The organism is Sphingomonas sp., from assembly GCF_013812825.1.
GTDB lineage: Bacteria > Pseudomonadota > Alphaproteobacteria > Sphingomonadales > Sphingomonadaceae > Sphingomicrobium.
This window is the reverse complement of record NZ_JACCSU010000018.1, coordinates 45,742-62,058: the sequence shown is the minus strand read 5'-3', so window position 1 is coordinate 62,058 and position 16,317 is coordinate 45,742. Positions and strand designations below refer to the sequence as shown.

14 protein-coding genes are annotated in these 16,317 nt (G+C 68.4%); 8 read left to right on the top strand and 6 right to left on the bottom strand.

What is annotated here, in order from left to right; all coding sequences use genetic code 11:
• Positions 1-72: 72 nt before the first annotated feature.
• From H0T81_RS02475 to H0T81_RS02460, 4 genes are read left to right on the top strand one after another with little or no spacing between them, the layout of a single operon-like run.
• The gene (locus tag H0T81_RS02475; RefSeq protein WP_294009408.1) at positions 73-3,648 is read left to right on the top strand and encodes a hydantoinase B/oxoprolinase family protein; all 3,576 of its coding nucleotides are present in this window, start codon (positions 73-75) and stop codon (positions 3,646-3,648) included.
• A complete protein-coding gene (locus H0T81_RS02470; protein ID WP_294009406.1) occupies positions 3,645-4,373 on the top strand; it encodes a DUF969 domain-containing protein in 729 nt (242 codons plus the stop codon). The genes H0T81_RS02475 and H0T81_RS02470 overlap by 4 nt, the downstream gene beginning before the upstream one ends.
• Positions 4,370-5,323, top strand: a complete 954-nt coding sequence (locus H0T81_RS02465; protein WP_294009404.1) for a DUF979 domain-containing protein — start codon at positions 4,370-4,372, stop codon at positions 5,321-5,323. Before H0T81_RS02470 ends, H0T81_RS02465 begins: the two co-directional genes overlap by 4 nt.
• 14 nt (positions 5,324-5,337) lie before the next feature.
• The gene (locus H0T81_RS02460) at positions 5,338-6,309 is read left to right on the top strand and encodes a DUF2891 domain-containing protein (RefSeq protein ID WP_294009402.1); all 972 of its coding nucleotides are present in this window, start codon (positions 5,338-5,340) and stop codon (positions 6,307-6,309) included.
• A 3-nt stretch (positions 6,310-6,312) separates the two neighbouring features.
• Here H0T81_RS02460 and H0T81_RS02455 read toward each other — a convergent pair whose 3' ends face one another.
• From H0T81_RS02455 to H0T81_RS02435, 5 genes are all read right to left on the bottom strand, one after another.
• Positions 6,313-6,903 (bottom strand): PilZ domain-containing protein, encoded by a 591-nt coding sequence (locus H0T81_RS02455; protein WP_294009400.1) that lies wholly within the window; start codon positions 6,901-6,903, stop codon positions 6,313-6,315.
• A gap of 165 nt (positions 6,904-7,068) precedes the next feature.
• Positions 7,069-7,686, bottom strand: a complete 618-nt coding sequence (locus tag H0T81_RS02450) for a hypothetical protein (RefSeq protein WP_294009398.1) — start codon at positions 7,684-7,686, stop codon at positions 7,069-7,071.
• Positions 7,687-7,862: 176 nt separating this feature from the next.
• Entirely contained in the window at positions 7,863-10,046 is a 2,184-nt protein-coding gene (locus tag H0T81_RS02445; protein WP_294009396.1) for a prolyl oligopeptidase family serine peptidase, read from the bottom strand.
• A 64-nt stretch (positions 10,047-10,110) separates the two neighbouring features.
• A complete protein-coding gene (locus H0T81_RS02440) occupies positions 10,111-11,124 on the bottom strand; it encodes a phosphotransferase family protein (protein ID WP_294009394.1) in 1,014 nt (337 codons plus the stop codon).
• On the bottom strand, positions 11,121-12,377 hold the full coding sequence (locus tag H0T81_RS02435) for an acyl-CoA dehydrogenase family protein (protein WP_294009392.1): 1,257 nt from the start codon (positions 12,375-12,377) through the stop codon (positions 11,121-11,123). Before H0T81_RS02435 ends, H0T81_RS02440 begins: the two co-directional genes overlap by 4 nt.
• Before the next feature lie 59 nt (positions 12,378-12,436).
• On the opposite strand from H0T81_RS02435, the gene H0T81_RS02430 reads away from it, so the two are divergent.
• Positions 12,437-13,198: an SDR family oxidoreductase gene (locus tag H0T81_RS02430; protein WP_294009390.1), complete on the top strand. Its 762-nt coding sequence runs from the start codon at positions 12,437-12,439 to the stop codon at positions 13,196-13,198.
• Positions 13,199-13,327: 129 nt separating this feature from the next.
• On the opposite strand, the gene H0T81_RS02425 is transcribed toward H0T81_RS02430, so the two are convergent.
• Positions 13,328-13,681, bottom strand: a complete 354-nt coding sequence (locus H0T81_RS02425; RefSeq protein WP_294009388.1) for a hypothetical protein — start codon at positions 13,679-13,681, stop codon at positions 13,328-13,330.
• 217 nt (positions 13,682-13,898) lie between these two features.
• On the opposite strand from H0T81_RS02425, the gene H0T81_RS02420 reads away from it, so the two are divergent.
• From H0T81_RS02420 to H0T81_RS02410, 3 genes are all read left to right on the top strand, one after another.
• Complete coding sequence (locus H0T81_RS02420; protein WP_294009386.1) at positions 13,899-14,117, top strand: hypothetical protein; 219 nt, start codon at positions 13,899-13,901, stop codon at positions 14,115-14,117.
• Between the two features lie 148 nt (positions 14,118-14,265).
• A complete protein-coding gene (locus tag H0T81_RS02415) occupies positions 14,266-15,285 on the top strand; it encodes a metallophosphoesterase (RefSeq protein ID WP_294009385.1) in 1,020 nt (339 codons plus the stop codon).
• Entirely contained in the window at positions 15,282-16,316 is a 1,035-nt protein-coding gene (locus H0T81_RS02410) for a hypothetical protein (RefSeq protein WP_294009383.1), read from the top strand. Before H0T81_RS02415 ends, H0T81_RS02410 begins: the two co-directional genes overlap by 4 nt.
• The last annotated feature ends 1 nt before the right edge of the window (position 16,317 follow it).

The following is a 16,317-nucleotide window of genomic DNA, read 5'->3' as shown; positions in this document are numbered from 1 at the left end:
GCGGTTGAAGCCCGGCCCAGGACACTCAAAAGATCATTGGCTGCGCAGCACCGCATTTGCTTCAAGGAGCGCGTGGACCGAGTCTGGACCTTTGCCATCGACCGCGGCGGGACCTTCACCGACGTCGTCGCGACCGCGTCGGACGGCCGCCACCGGGTCGAGAAGCTGCTGTCCGAAAACCCGCATTATGCCGACGCTGCGGTCGAGGGCATCCGCCGGGTGCTCGAGGCGGAAAGCGGCAGCCTCGGCGAGGTGCGGATGGGCACCACGGTCGCCACCAACGCACTGCTCGAGCGCAAGGGCGAACGGCTGGCGCTGGCGATCACCCGCGGCTTCGGCGACGCGCTGCGCATCGGCTACCAGGCGCGGCCCGAGATCTTCGCCCGCAAGATCGTGCTTCCCTCGATGCTCTACGAAATCGTCATCGAGATCGACGAGCGCGTCAGCGCCGACGGCGAAGTGCTGGTCGCGCTCGACGAGGCCGGCGCCCGGCGCGAGCTCGAGCGCCTCCGAGCCTCGGGCATCGACGCGCTCGCCATCGTTCTGATGCACGGCTGGGCGTTTCCCGACCATGAAGCGCGCCTCGCCGACATCGCGCGCGAGCTCGACTTTTCGCAAATCTCGGTCAGCCACGAGGTCGCGCCGCTGATCAAGCTTGTCGGCCGCGGCGACACGACCGTCGTCGACGCCTATCTGTCGCCGGTGCTGCGCCGCTATGTCGAGCGCGTCGCGGCCGGGCTTGGCGACGGCGCCGGCCTCCATTTCATGCAGTCGAACGGCGGGCTCGCGGAAGCGCGCTCGTTCCGCGGCAAGGACGCGATCCTGTCGGGCCCGGCCGGCGGAGTGGTCGGGATGGTCGCGGCGAGCGCCGCCCACGGCGGCGCCAAGGGGCAGCAGCTCCTGATCGGCTTCGACATGGGCGGCACCTCGACCGACGTGTCGCATTACGCCGGCCGCTTCGAGCTGGTCGACGAGAGCGTCGTCGCCGGAGTCCGGATCCGAGCGCCGATGATGCAGATCCATACCGTCGCTGCCGGCGGCGGCTCGATCTGCCGGTTCGACGGGATGCGCTTCCGCGTCGGGCCGCAGTCGGCCGGAGCCCGTCCCGGCCCGGCCTGCTACCGAAACGGGGGTCCGCTGACCGTTACCGACTGCAACCTGTTCCTCGGCCGGATCGTGCCCGGGCGCTTCCCGGCGGTGTTCGGCCCCAACGGAGATCAACCGCTCGACCCCGAGGAGTCGCGCGCGAGGCTCGAGGAGGTCGCCGATGCGCTCGGCAACGCCAAAAGCCTGGAAGAAATCGCCGAGGGTTTCCTCGAGATCGCCGTCGACAATATGGCCGCGGCGATCCGCAAGATCTCGATCGCCCGCGGCCATGACGTTTCCCGCTACGCGCTCGCCTGCTTCGGAGGCGCCGGCGGCCAGCACGCGTGCCGGGTCGCCGACGCGCTCGGCATGGAGCGGATCCTGATCCACCCGCTCGCCGGAGTGCTGTCGGCGTATGGAATCGGACTCGCGCCGGTGAAGGCGATTCGCGAGCAGAGCTGGCTGAAGCCGCTGAGCGAAGATTTTTCGAATGGGCTGAGCACGCTCGAGGCCGCGGCGCGCGATGCGCTCACCGAGCAGGGCCTCGATCCCGAGCGCATCGAGCTCCACCGCCGGGCGCGGCTGCGCACTCCCGGCAGCGACACCGCGTTCGAGCTCGACCTGGCCCCTCCCGCCGCGATGCGCGAGACATTCGACGAGCTGCACCGCCGCCGCTTCGGCTACGTCGAAGGCAGTGAGCCGATCGTCGACGCGCTGGTGGTCGAAGCGGTCTCCTCCCCGGAACGGGGAGGGGGACCGCTGAACGAAGATTCAGTGGTGGAGGGGGCGGCGAGCCAGGCGAACAACCCCCTTCCCCATCCTTCGGCCACTTCCCCTCCCCGTCCCGGGGAGGAGCTCCACGGCCCCGCACTGATCTTCGACTCGACCTCGACCACGGTGATCGAACCGGGCTGGAGCGCGACTCGGGCCGATGACGGAACGCTGGTCCTCACCCGAACCACGGCCGCCACGCGCGCCCACGCGGTCGGAACCGCGGTCGATCCGGTGCGGCTCGAGATCTTCAACAATCTGTTCATGGCGATCGCCGAGGAAATGGGCGTCGCGCTGCAATCGACCGCGACCTCGGTCAACATCAAGGAGCGGCTCGATTTCTCCTGCGCCTTGTTCGATGCCGGCGGAGCGCTGATCGCCAACGCTCCGCACATCCCGGTCCATTTGGGCTCGATGGGCGAGAGCATCAAAACCATCATCGACAGCCGCGGACCGGATGCCGACGGAGGCGCTCGCGATGGCCGCGGAATCCGCCGCGGCGACGCCTATGTGCTCAACGACCCGTACCGCGGCGGCACCCATTTGCCCGACATCACCGTCATCGTCCCGGTGTTCTACGACGACTCCGCCAGCGCTCCTTCGGCGTTCGTCGCCGCGCGCGGCCACCACGCCGACGTCGGCGGGATCACCCCCGGCTCGATGCCGCCCGACAGCCGGACCATCGGCGAGGAAGGCGTGCTGATCGACAACGCGCTGCTGGTCGACGAGGGCCGCTTCCTCGAAGCCGAAACGCGGGCGCTTCTGACCTCGGGCCCCTATCCGGCGCGCAAGCCCGACCGCAATCTGTCCGACCTTCGCGCCCAGCTCGCCGCCTGCGTGCGCGGCGCCGAAGCGCTGGTCGAAACCGTACGCGATTACGGCGCCGACGTTGTCGCGGCCTACATGGGCCATGTCCTCGCCAACGCTGAGGAATCGGTGCGCCGGCTCCTCGACCGGCTCGATGACGGCGCATTCGATTACGAGATGGACAATGGCGCCCGAATCCAGGTCGCGATCTCGATCGACCGAAAGGCGCGCTCGGCGACGTTCGATTTCACCGGCACCAGCGCCCAGCAAAGCGACAATTTCAACGCCCCCTTCTCGATCGTCCGGGCGGCCTCGCTCTACGTCTCGCGCACCCTGATCGACGATTCGATCCCGATGAACGACGGCTGCCTGCGGCCGATCCGCTTGGTCGTCCCCGACTCCTCGATGCTCAGCCCGGAGTTCCCGGCGGCGGTGGTCGCCGGCAATGTCGAGACCAGCCAGGCGGTCACCGACGCCTTGTTCGCCGCCACCGGACGGCTCGCGCCGAGCCAGGGGACAATGAACAATTTCACCTTCGGCAACGACGCGCACCAATATTATGAGACCATCGCCGGCGGCTCGGGCGCCGGGCCCGACCATGACGGAACCGACGCGGTGCAGACGCACATGACCAACAGCCGGCTGACCGACCCCGAGATCCTCGAAACGCGGCTGCCGGTTCGGCTCGACGAGTTCGCCATCCGCCGCGGCTCGGGCGGTGACGGCGCCCACCGCGGCGGCAACGGAGTCGTCCGCCGAGTCACCTTCCTGGAGCCGATGCGCGCCAACATCCTCGCCAACCGCCGCCGGATTGCGCCGCGCGGCCTCGCCGGCGGCGGCGACGCCTTGCCCGGCCGCAACTGGGTCGAGCGCTCCGACGGCAGCATCGAGATGCTTCAAGCCACGGGCTCGGCCGAGGTAGGGCCCGGCGACTCATTCGTCATCGAAACGCCCGGCGGCGGCGGCTACGGGAGCGCAGGATGATCAATTACTGGCCGCTGCTCGGGATCGCCCTGGTCGTCGCCGGCTTCGCTCTGCGCCTCAACCCGATGCTGGTCGTCACCGCCGCGGCGATCGTCACCGGACTGCTCGGCGGGATGGATTTCGTCGAGGTCATCTCGACCTTCGGCAAGGCGTTCAACGACAACCGGATCATCGCCATCGTCTGGATCGTGCTGCCGGTGATCGGCCTGCTCGAGCGCCACGGCCTTCAGCAGCGCGCCGCGACCCTGATCCGCGGGTTCAAGAACGCCACCACCGGGCGGCTGCTGATCCTCTATCTGCTTTACCGCCAGATCACCGCCGCGATCGGCCTTCACTCGACCGCCGGCCACCCGCAGACGGTGCGCCCGCTGGTCGCGCCGATGGCGCTGGCCGCGGCCGAGAAGCAGCACGGCACCCTCGACGAGGAGACCGGCGAGACGGTCAAGGCCTATTCGGCGGCGACCGACAATGTCGGCCTGTTCTTCGGCGAGGACATCTTCTTCGCCATCGGCTCGATCGTCCTCATCCAGCAGACGCTGGTCACCTACGGCTACAATCTGGCGCCGCTCGAGCTGGCTCTGTGGGCGATCCCGACCGCGATTTTCGCCTTCTTCATCCACGGTTCCCGGCTGCTGCTTTTGGACAGAAGCCTGTCCGTTCGCGCCGATCGAAGTCGAGGTGCGCCCCTCGACGCCGTTCGGACTGAACGGGGTGAAACGCCATGATCACGCTCCACTGGCTCTACGCGCTGGCCGGGTCGATGTTCGCGGCCTTCGCCCTGCTGTCGGCGCTCGACGGCGGCAACCCGAAGCGGTTCGGCAACGCGGCGTTCTGGGGCCTGATGGCGCTCAGCCTGCTGGGCGGCGACTGGATCGGCGATTTCGGCAACGGCCTGCTGGTGCTGGGCCTCGCGGGGCTCGCCGGGTTCGGGTTCATCGGCCGAAGCCACCCGCCGACCACCAGCGAGGTGGAGCGCCAGTCCTGGTCCGAGCGGCTCGGCAACAAGCTGTTCCTTCCCGCGCTGGTCATCCCGGCGACCGCGCTCTTCGGCACCTTGCTCTACAATTACACCCCGCTCGGCGATTACGGATTGTTCGAGGAAAAGCGCGAAACCTACATGCTGCTCGGCCTCGGGGTGCTGCTCGCGCTGGCAACCATCTTCGCTTGGCTTCGCCCGCCGGCGATCGCGCCGCTGCAGGAAGGGCGGCGGCTGATCGACGCGATCGGCTGGGCGGCGGTCCTGCCGCAGATGCTCGCGGCGCTCGGCGTGTTGTTCGCCGCCGCCGGGGTCGGGACCATCATCGGCCAGCTCACCCAGGCGATTATCCCCGAAGGCAGCGTGTTCCTGACCGTTGTCGTGTTCGGGCTCGGAATGGCGATGTTCACGATCATCATGGGCAATGCGTTCGCCGCCTTCCCGGTGATGGCCGCCGCGATCGGCGTGCCGCTGCTGATCCAGGGCTATGACGGCAACCCGGCGGTGGTCGGAGCGGTCGGAATGCTCGCCGGCTTTTGCGGCACTTTGATGACTCCGATGGCCGCCAACTTCAACCTGGTGCCCGCCGCGCTGCTCGAGCTCAAGGACCAGTACGGAGTCATCCGAGCGCAAATCGCAACGGCCCTGCCGATGCTCGTGGTCAACATCCTGATCATCTATTTCGCGGCGTTCCGATGAAGCTCGACGCGGCCATGGCATCGCGGTTCGCGCGCATCGCGCTTAGCCATGTCGCCCGCGAATATCCCAACAAGCCCGAGCACGTGCTCGCCGGCGACGCCGACGTCTTGCCGCCGCGCGACCTCCACCCGGTCTTCTTCGGCAGCTTCGACTGGCACAGCTGCGTCCACGGCTGGTGGACCCTGCTGACGCTTCGGCGCCTGTTCCCGGGCATTGCCGAGGCGCAGGAGATCGCTGCGCTCGCCGACGACAGCTTCACGCCCGGCAAGGTGGCCGCCGAAGTCGCTTATCTCGACCCGCCGATCCGGCGCACGTTCGAACGGCCGTATGGCTGGGGCTGGCTCTTGTCCCTGCACCTGGAAGCGTCGCGCCATCCGGACCGGGGCTGGTCGGCCGCCCTCGAGCCGCTCGCCCGCGCCTTTGCCGATCGCCTTGGCGCTTTCCTGCCCGTGCTGACTTACCCGATCCGTTCGGGCGCCCATTTCAACACCGCGTTCGCGCTGGTTCTGGCGATCGACTGGGCGGACGAGTTCGACCCCGCGCTCGGCTCGTCGATCCGGGCCCGGGCGCACAGCTGGTTCGAAAACGATCGCGACTGCCCGGCGTGGGAGCCGAGCGGCGATGATTTCCTCTCGCCGTCGCTGACCGAAGCGCTGTGCATGGCGCGGTCGCTTCCGGCCGCCGACTTCGAGCGCTGGTTCGCCGCCTTCCTGCCGCGGCTCGCCGAGCACGAGCCCGCGACCCTGTTCAACCCAGCGACCGTCAGCGACCGAACCGACGGCAAGATCGCCCACCTCGACGGCCTCAACTTGAGCCGCGCCTGGTGCTGGCGAAGCCTGGCGCCCCGCCTGCCGCCCGACTCGTCCGAGCTCGCGCGCCAAGCCGCCGACGAGCACCTCGATTCGGCGCTGCCGCATGTCGCCGGGGACTATATGGGCGAGCACTGGCTGGCGAGCTTCGCGCTGCTCGCACTGCTCGCCGAGTGATGTTCAGGCGCCGAGTTCATCCGGCCGGGCGGTGCGCGCCGGTGCTTGCGGAGCGTCGTCCTGCATGGTTTCGGCCAATGCCGCCAGGGTTCGGGCCGCCCGTCCGAGACTGAACAGCTGGCTGCCGTGCTTTAGGAGGACTGCCGGATCGTGGGCCAGCATCTGCCCAACGGTCCCAAGCGAGCGCGAGATGCGCGCGAGCTCGTCGGCGACGCTGCCGCTCCCCGCTTCGGGATGAACGGGCGTCGCAAGCTCGCCGTCGACCGCTGCCCGTGACCTTCCACGCTTCCCTTGCAGGAGCACCGGATTGGTCATCCAGGCCGGGATCGACACCGGCGAGGTGAAGCTCAGCCCGCAGAAACGCTCGGCCTGCCAAGTGATCCGGGCGTCGACGCTGAGCCCCCCGCGGACCAGGGTCACGGAGTCGCCGGCTTGGGTCATGAGGGAGGTCTCGATCCGCGCGCCGGTCGCCGACAGGTCCCGGATGATCACCGGGTGAGCGACGTCGGCCGAGTGCAGGGTCGCGGCCAGGAACAGGTTGGTCCGGGCGGCCGACCGTGCTTCGACTCCGCCATGTGATGTGTTTTGCTGCATTCCGCTCGCCGTTACCTGGTTCGCAAGATGCGTCGGGCGGGCTTAACCGGTTGCTGCCAATACGCCCATTTCGGATGCAATCTTCGCGGGCGGAGCACACATGAAAAAATGCGCCGGAGCCTCGTGGGCCCCGGCGCATCCTGTCACCCGGAACGGGCGATCGCTTTAGTAGCGCCGACCGTAGGCGTAGGTGTTGCGGTCGAGATCGATGTCGGTGATGTAACCGCGAGAATCGACGTTGCACTTGAAGCTCAGCTCGGCCGTCGGCTGCGGGGCATAGCCGCCGTAACCGCCCTGGTAACCACCCTGGTAGCCGCCCTGGTAGCCGCCATAGCCGCCGTAGCCGCCCTGGCCGTAACCGCCGTACTGGCCGTAGCCGCTCATTTGAGCGTTGGCGGTGGCGACTCCGCGCACGCGCAGGCCGTTGCTGGAACGGCGCTCGACGCTGGTCACTCCAAGCACTCGCGCACCACCCTGAGCGTAGGCATTTTGGCCGCCGTAGCCGCCATAGCCGCCGTAGCCGCCCTGGCCGTAACCGCCGTACGGAGTGTAGGCTGGCCGGTAGCGCTGGTTGATGCGCTGCTCGACCGCGGCCGCGCAACGCTGCACCGCCGCTTGAGGATGGATCCCGTAGCTCCGGCCACCGCCAAGCACCTGGTTCAGCACTTGGCCGAGGATGTTGGGCTGACCGTAACCGGGATAATATTGAGCGGCCGCGGGGGCCGCACTGGCGAGCGCGGCAAGTCCGATGCCGCCTGCCAGAATTTTCGAAACAGCCTTCATGGCCACTCTCCTTGATTCAAAAAGCATCCAAAAACGACTCACCGGCTAAACGCACGGCGACCCAGTCGGGGTTCATGGACGAGGAGCATTGCACCACGGCTGAATGCGCCGTTTGCTGCCGTTCAGCTATTGCCGCCGACGAGCGAGGATCGCGGACGAATAGCCGAGTGGGACCCTCAGCGCTGGCCGACGCGCAGTCCGGTGAAATGCGCGAGGAAAGCGTAGACGTCGGCGGCTTCCTCGATGATCTTGGTGGTCGGCTTGCCCGAGCCATGGCCGGCGCGGGTTTCGATCCGGATCAAATGCGGCGCTCCGTTGGGATCGGCGGCTTGCAGCGCGGCGATATATTTGAAGCTGTGGCCGGGAACGACGCGGTCGTCCGTGTCGGCGGTGGTCGCAAGCACCGGCGGGTACGACACCCCGCGCCGCAGGTTGTGATAGGGCGAGTAGGCGAGCAGCGTCCGGAAGTCGGGTTCCTTGTCGGGATAGCCGTAATCGTCGACCCAGTAGCGCCCGGCCGTGAAGCGGTCGAAGCGAAGCATGTCCATCACCCCGACGGCCGGGCGCGCGGCGTCGAACAGGTCCGGGCGCTGGTTGATCACCGCCCCGACGAGAAGCCCGCCGTTCGAGCCGCCGTCGATCGCCAGGCCCTTGGGCGAAGCGATGCCCTGCGCTTTCAGATATTCGCCCGCGGCGATGAAATCGTCGAACACATTCTGCTTGTTGGCGAGCCGTCCGGCGTCGTGCCATGCCTTGCCATATTCGCTGCCGCCGCGGATGTTGGCCGACGCGTAAACCCCGCCGGCCTCGAGCCAGGCGAGGCGAGTCGACGAGAAGCCCGGAGTGACCGCCGAATAGAAGCCGCCGTAGCCGTAGAGCACGGTCGGCGACCCGCCGGTGCGGTCGAGCCCCTTCTTCATCACCACGAACATCGGCACGCGGGTGCCGTCTTTGGACGTGTAGAAGCGCTGCTCGACCGAATAATCGTCGGCGTTGAACTGGACCTTGGGCGCCGCCCAGGCGCTCGCCGCTCCGCTCGCCACGTCATAGCGGTAGATGGTCGTCGGGCGATTGAAGCTGGTGAAGGCGAAGAAGGTTTCCGGGTCGTCATAGTCGCCGGAAAAACCGCCGGCCGTGCCGATGCCCGGCAGGTCGATGACGCGCCTCAACGTCCCGTTCGGCCCATGCACCCGGACATCCGATTTCGCGTCCTTCATATAAGCGGCAACCAGCGCCCCGCCGACCAGCGAGCCGCCGGTCAGGGTTGCTTCGTCTTCCGCCACCACCGTCGTCGGCTTGGCTCCCGCGCGGGCGATGTCGAGGCTGACGATCTTCTGCCGCGGGGCGCCTTCGTTGGTGACGAAATAGAAGGTCGGGCCGCGGTTGCCGATGAACGTGTAATTGTGCTCGAAGCCGGGGATCAGCACCCGCGGCCTGGCCGCCGGCCGGCGCAGGTTGACGAGCGTCACCTCGTAGCGCTCGTCCGTGCCGGTCGACGAGGTCACCACCAGCCATCGGCCGTCGTCGCTGACCTCGGCGTAATGGCCGATGTCGGGCTTGGCTGGAGTCGCGAACATCCGCCGGTCGGCCGACTGCGGCGTTCCCAGCTTGTGGAAGTAGACTTCCTGGTTCTTGTTGAGCGACTGGAAGGCGGCGCCGGCAGCCGGCTCGGGGAAACGCGAATAAAAGAATCCCGAGCCGTCCTTGGCCCATTCGAGGCCGGAGAATTTCACCCATTTCACCTCGTCGGCGAGCGGCTTGGCGGTGGCGACGTCCAGCACCCGCACGGTGCGCCAATCGCTGCCGCCTTCCTGGATCGAATAGAGCAGCTTCGTGCCGTCCTCGCTCGGCACCCAGTCGGCCAATGCGGTCGCGCCGTCGGCCGACCATATATTGGGGTCGATCAGCAACCGCCCCTCCCCGTCGAGGCGGTCGCGGACATAGAGCACGGCCTGGTTCTGCAAGCCGCTGTTGCGGGTGTAGAAGTAGCGCCCACCCTTTTTCTCGGGAATCCCGAACCGCTCGTAATCGTAAAGCTCGGTCATCCGCGCCTTGAACGGCGCGCGCCCCGGCAGGGTGGCGAGGAATGCGTTGGTGACCGCGTTCTGCGCCTCGACCCAGGCGCGCACTTCCGGATCGGTGCGGACGTCGTTCTCGAGCCAGCGATAGGGGTCCGGAACCGCCGTTCCGAACTGCGTCTCGACCAGATCCATGCGCCGTGTCTCCGGGTAAGCGATGCGAGGTGCCTGCGGGGCCGGCTCGGGCGCCGCTTGGACGACTTGTGGGGGCGGCGGCAGCTGGTCCGGCGGCGGGGTGCAGGCGGCGAGAACCAGGCTCGCGGCGCAAAAACTCGAACGCATGATTGTCTCGCTTCGATGGAGGTGCTTCGGCCTAGCAGGCGCGCCTTTCGTTTGAAAAGAGGGCCTACGCCTTCTGCGCGAAGCTCCATGCCGCCTTTGCCAGGGTCGGCACTTTCGCCGCGATGTCGGCGGCATTCGAGTGGCTCGCGGTGCCGTCGATCAGCCGTTTCTTGATGCCTTGGACGATCCCCGCGAGGCGGAACAGATTGTAGGCGAAGTACCAGTTGAGGTTGGCTCCGATCGTCACTCCCGACTGCTCGGAATATCGCTCCACGATTTCGTGGAGCGACGGGATTCCGAGCGCCGCGAGGTCGAGCCCGCCCAACGCCGCCCCGCCGTCCGCCGGCATCACCCATTGCATCGCCAGATAGGAGAAGTCCGCGACCGGATCGCCTAACGTGGCCAGCTCCCAGTCGAGCACCGCCGTCAGTGTCCCGTCGCCGTCGAACATGACATTGTCGATCCGATAGTCACCGTGGACGATCGAGGTTCGCGACTGCTCGGGCAAGGTCTGCGGCAGGAACGAGATCAGGCGCTCCATCTCGGGCAGATAATCGGTCTCGGAGTCCCGGTACTGACGCGTCCAGCGCGCCACCTGGCGCTCGAAGTAATTGCCTTGTCTGCCGAAATCGCCGAGCTCGGCGGCGTTCGGGTCGATGACGTGCAGGTCGGCGAGCGTGTCGATCAGCTGGTCGTACATCGCCCGCCGAGTCGCCGGATCGAACTCGGGGAGCGCGCCGTTCGCATAGGGGCGGCCCCTGGCCAGCTCCATCACGTAGAAGATCGCGCCGATCACGTCCGCTTCGCTGCACAGCGCCAGTGGCCGCGGCACCGGGAAGCCGAGCGGATGGAGCGCCGACAGCAGGCGATATTCGCGGTCGACCGCGTGCGCCGAGGCAAGCAACTTTCCGAACGGCTTGCGGCGAAGCACATAATCGCCCGACGCGGCGGTGATCCGGTAGGTCGGGTTGGACTGGCCGGACGGAAATTTGGTCAGCTCGAACGGCGGCAGGAAACCCGCGACGTTCGCCTCGAGCCACCCGCCGAGCGCCTGCTGATCGAGCGGCTCTGCGCTCATCGATGCTTGTTGAACTCCAGCCGAGCGATCGCCCGGCGGTGGACCTCGTCGGGCCCGTCGGCGAGGCGCAGCGTGCGCACCGACGCCCAGGCGCTCGCCAGCGGGAAGTCCGACGACACTCCGGCGCCGCCGTGCGCCTGGATCGCGTCGTCGAGCACCTTGAGAGCGGTTCGCGGAGCGGCGACCTTGATCATCGCGATCTCGCCCTGCGCCGCCTTGTTGCCGACCCGGTCCATCATGTCGGCCGCCTTCAGGCACAGCAGCCGGGTCATCTCGATGTCGATCCGGGCGTCGGCGATCCGCTCCTCCCACACCGATTGCTCGGCGAGCGTCTTGCCGAACGCGGTTCGCGACAGCAGCCGCCTGGCCGTCGCCTCCAGGGCTTCCTCGGCGACCCCGATCATCCGCATGCAATGGTGGATCCGCCCCGGCCCCAACCGCCCCTGCGCGATCTCGAACCCGCGCCCCTCGCCGAGCAGGATGTTCGACGCCGGAACGCGCACCTCGTCGAGCTCGACTTCCATGTGGCCGTGCGGAGCGTCGTCGTAGCCGAACACCGGCAGGTGCCGGACGACCTTCACTCCGTCGGCGTCCATCGGCACGAGGATCATCGACTGCTGCTGGTGGGTGGCGGCTTGCTCGTCGCTCTTGCCCATCACGATCGCCAGCTTGCAGCGTGGATCGCCGGCCCCGCTCGACCACCATTTGCGGCCGCTGACCACATAGCCTGCCCCGGACCCCGATCCGGGGTTGCCGCGCATCTCGATCCGGCAGCGGATGTTGGTGGCGTCGGAGGACGCGACGTCGGGCTCGGTCATCAGGAACGCCGAGCGGATCTCGCCGCCCATCAGCGGCTTTAGCCATTCCTCCTTCTGCTCGCGGGTCCCGTAGCGGTGCAGCACCTCCATGTTGCCGGTGTCGGGCGCCGAACAGTTGAACGCCTCGCTCGCCCACAGAATTCGCCCCATCTCCTCGGCGCACAGCGCATATTGCAGGTTGCTCAGGCCCGGTCCGTCGAACTCGAAGCTGTCGTCGACCTGGGGCGCGCCGTGGGTCGGCGGCATGAACAGGTTCCACAGCCCCGCCGAGCGCGCCTTGCCCTTGAGCTCCTCGACCACCGGCAGCACCTTCCAGCGCTCGCCCTGCTCCTGCTGACGGTCATACTCGTTGCGCCGCGGCCGAACTTCCAAATCCATGAAGGCCTTGACCCGGTCGCGCCACTCGACGTCGGCTGGTGACAGGTTGAAATCCATGGTGCGGCTCCGGATAGCGGGGTCGCTATAACAGCGGTGGTTCGGATAGGGGAATGAGCATGGGCAAAGGGCGCCTCGGCGGCAAGGTCGCGATCGTCACCGGCGCCGCGTCGGGGATCGGCAAGGCGGCGGCCGAGCTGTTCCGCCGCGAAGGAGCCACGGTCGTCGGCTCGGATCTCGCCGCCGCCGACGGCATCGTCGCGGCCGACGCCGGCAACGAGGATGACGTCAGGCGCCTGATCGCGGACTCGGTCGCGGCGCACGGCGGTCTCGACATCGTCTTCGCCAACGCCGGCGTCTCGGGCGGCCTCGCGTCGATCTTCGACCAGACCGCCGAGGACTGGGCGGAGATCCTGCGCGTCGACCTGATTGGCCCGTTCCTCGCCATCAAGCATTCCGCGCCGCATCTCAAAGCGCGCGGCGGCGGCTCGATCATCTGCACCGCCAGCGTCGCGGGGCTTCGCTCGGGCGCCGGTGGAGCGGCCTATTCGGCGGCCAAGGCGGGCGTCGTCAGCCTCGTCCAGACCGCCGCCAACCAGCTTGCCGGAACCAACATCCGGGTCAACGCGATCTGCCCCGGCCTCATCGAAACCGGGATGACCGAGCTCATCTACAAGGCGGCGCGAGACAACGGGGTTGCCCACCGAATCGGCGAGCTCAACCCGCTCCAGCGCGGCGGCGAGCCCGATGAGATCGCCAACGCCGCCCTGTTCCTCGCATCCGACGAGTCAAGCTACGTCAACGGCCAGGCGCTGGTCGTCGACGGCGGCCTCACCAGCAGCATGCCCACCGCCCGCCGCTTCGACATCCGCGCAGAGTGAGGGCGCCGTTTCGCCGAAAATCAGGGCGCCGCGATCCGTCCCAGGAACAGCACTGCGCCGGTCTGCTTGTCGCGGACCAGCACCAGGAACGGGTGGTCGACAAGCCGCGAGGCCCGCCCGCGTTCCGTTCTAGCGCCGCCGCTTCCTCTTCGGCCGCGGCGGCGGCGGCGGCGGCGGGCGCACCGCCGGGTTGCGGATGCAATTGTCGAAGCCGATCCAGTCCTTGCGGGTTCCGTTGCGCGACGAGTTGCGGTTGCAAACCTGCACCTTCCACGCGGGCGGCCGGTATTTCTTCACATAGCCGAGCGCCTGCTTCATCGACCGCTGCTGCTGCTTGATGCAGCGGGCCTGCCAGTGACAGACGAAGCCGATGTTGAGCAGCGCCGGGTTGCGCAGCGGCGGCTTGGAGCGGGCGTCCGCAGCATCCGGCAGGCCAACCGCCGCCGACAAGGCCACGGCCGCGAGCGCGAACTTCATTTTCATGACGTCATCCTGCCCCACGCGCGCTTCCCTAGCAGCGGCAGGGTTAAAAAGCCCCCTTGACGTCAATGTTCCGTCCGCCCGGCCTGGGTTGCGGCGGTCGCGGTCGAGCCGCGCTCGGTCATTGGCGCGTCCCTGCAGGCCGTTGGTCGAAATCGGCATGGCCGGATTCGTCCGCCGCTGCTCAACACCGCCGCGGACCTGGAACGAGGAGTGCCCGATGAACAAGTGCTTGGCCATGCTGGCGTTGAGCAGCATGATCGCCGCCTGCGCGACCCAGCCCGCCGTCCCGGTCGAGGCCGCCAAGCCGGCGGCCAGGCCGCAGGCGGAGACTCGCGTGTGCGAGGAGTTCGAAGAGGAATCGACGGGCACCCGGCTGGGCACGCAAAGGGTGTGCAAGACCGTCCCGGCCAAGCCAGGAACCCCGCAAAACTCCTGAGCAGGCTGGCTTCCCGGCGCTCGCCGAAAGCGTGTTTGGATTCTTCGCTGCGCCTTTGCTAGGCTCGGCGCCTTGCGGGCGCGGGGGAGGCAGGCAGTTGATCAGGAGGATCTGGCGGCTCGCTGTTGCGTTTGCGATCGCCGCGTCGATGATGACCGAGCCCACGATCGCCGCCCCACCGCAGCGGATCGTCGCCGTCGGCGACCTCCACGGCGATTTTGAAGCGTGGCGCGAGATCGCCTTGCGGGCGCGGCTGATCGACGGCCGCAACCGCTGGAGGGGCGGCTCGACGGTCCTCGTCCAGTTGGGCGATATTACCGACCGCGGCCCCGATTCGCTCAAGATCATCCGTCACCTGATGCGGCTGCAGGGCCAGGCACGGCGGTCGGGCGGCCGGGTCGTGGTCGTCGTCGGCAATCACGAAGCGATGAACATGACCGACGACCTGCGCTACGTTCACCCGGGCGAGTTCGCGGCTTTCGCCAACGCCGGTTCCGACCGCCTGCGCCGCCGAGTCTATGAAGCCAACCAGGCGGCGATCGTCGCCGCCCACCGAGCCGTCGCGCCGGCGATGAGCGATGCCGCGATCCGTTCCGCCTGGCTGGCCGCCAACCCGCCCGGCAAGCTCGAGCACCGGGCCGCGTGGAGCCCGAGCGGCGCGCTCGGGCGGTGGACGATCGCCAACCCCGCGGTCGCCCGCATCGGCGACAATTTGTTCGTCCACGGCGGCGTCAGCGTCCGCTACGCCGGAGTCCGGGTCGACGAGATCAACCGGCTGACCGCGGCCGCGCTCGCCAGCCGGACCGAGGCTCCGACCGCCATCATCCACGACCCGTTCGGGCCGCTCTGGTATCGCGGCTATGCGACCCGAGCGAGCGACAGCGAGGCTCGCGCCGCCGCTCCCGGGCAGGCGCACCCGGCGACCGCCTATCCGCCGCCCGAGGCGGAGCTGGCGACCGTGCTTCGCTCGACCGGCGCCAAGCGGATGGTGATCGCCCACACGCCCAACCGCGCCGGGATCGCGATTAGCCACGGCGGCCGGCTGGCGCTGATCGATACCGGCATTTCGCGCTATTACGGCGGCAAGCTCAGCTACCTCGAGATCGTCGGCGACCGGCTGGTGCCCCACAGCTGGGACCGCGGCTCGGTCGGGGGCCGCCGGCCATGACGCTCCGCCGCCTCGGCCTGATCGCCGCCGTCCTCGGGCTGGCAACCGCGGCCTTGGCGCAAGCGCCGCCCAAGCCCCTGTTCGCCAGCGACCATCCGATCCGCTTCACGATCACCGGACCGATCACCAGGATCGCGCAGACCGCCCAGCATTCGCGCGACTCCCGAGCCGGGGTGCTGGCGGTGCCCGGAACGCCGGCCGAGACGCACGCGATCCTGCTGTCGCCGCGCGGGATCACCCGATTGAAGCGCGAAACCTGCCAGTTCCCGCCGCTCCGGGTCCGCTTCCAGGCCCAGCCCGCGCCGCCGTCCCTGTTCGCCGGCCAGCGCCAGCTCAAGCTGGTCACCCACTGCCGCGCCGCCGCTTCGTTCCAGCAGCATCTGCTGCTCGAATACGCCGCCTACCGCCTCTACAATCTGCTGACCCCGGCGAGCTTCCGGGCACGGCTGGCGACGGTCGACTATGTCAATGACGACAATCGTCCGGTGACCAGCCGGGTCGGCTTTTTCATCGAGCAGATCGAGGACGTCGCGGCGCGCAACGGGATGCGCCGGGCGGCGGCCGGCGACCGAGTCGCGACCGGCCGGCTGAGCCCTACCGACTCCGCCCGGGTCGCCTTGTTCGAATATATGATCGGCAACCGCGACTGGTCGATCCGCGCCGGCCCGCCGGGCGAAGGCTGCTGCCACAACAGCCGCCTGATCGAGCCCGGCCCCGGCGGAAGCCTGGTGCCGGTGCCGTACGACTTCGATTTCTCGGGCCTGGTCGACGCGCCCTACGCGGTCACCCCCGACGGCATCGGCCAGGTCCGCGAGCGCCGCTACGCGGGCTTCTGCGCGCACAACTCGCACGCGCTGGCCATCGCCGCCGAGTTTCGAGCTCGCCGCGGCCCGCTTCTGGCGGTGCTCGGCCAGGTCCCGCTCGACGAGCCGGCGCGGCGGCGCGCGACCGCCTATCTCGACAGCTTTTTCGCCGACATCGCCGACGACCGCAGGATGGCCGCCAAGCTGTTCCGCACCTGCCTCAATTAAG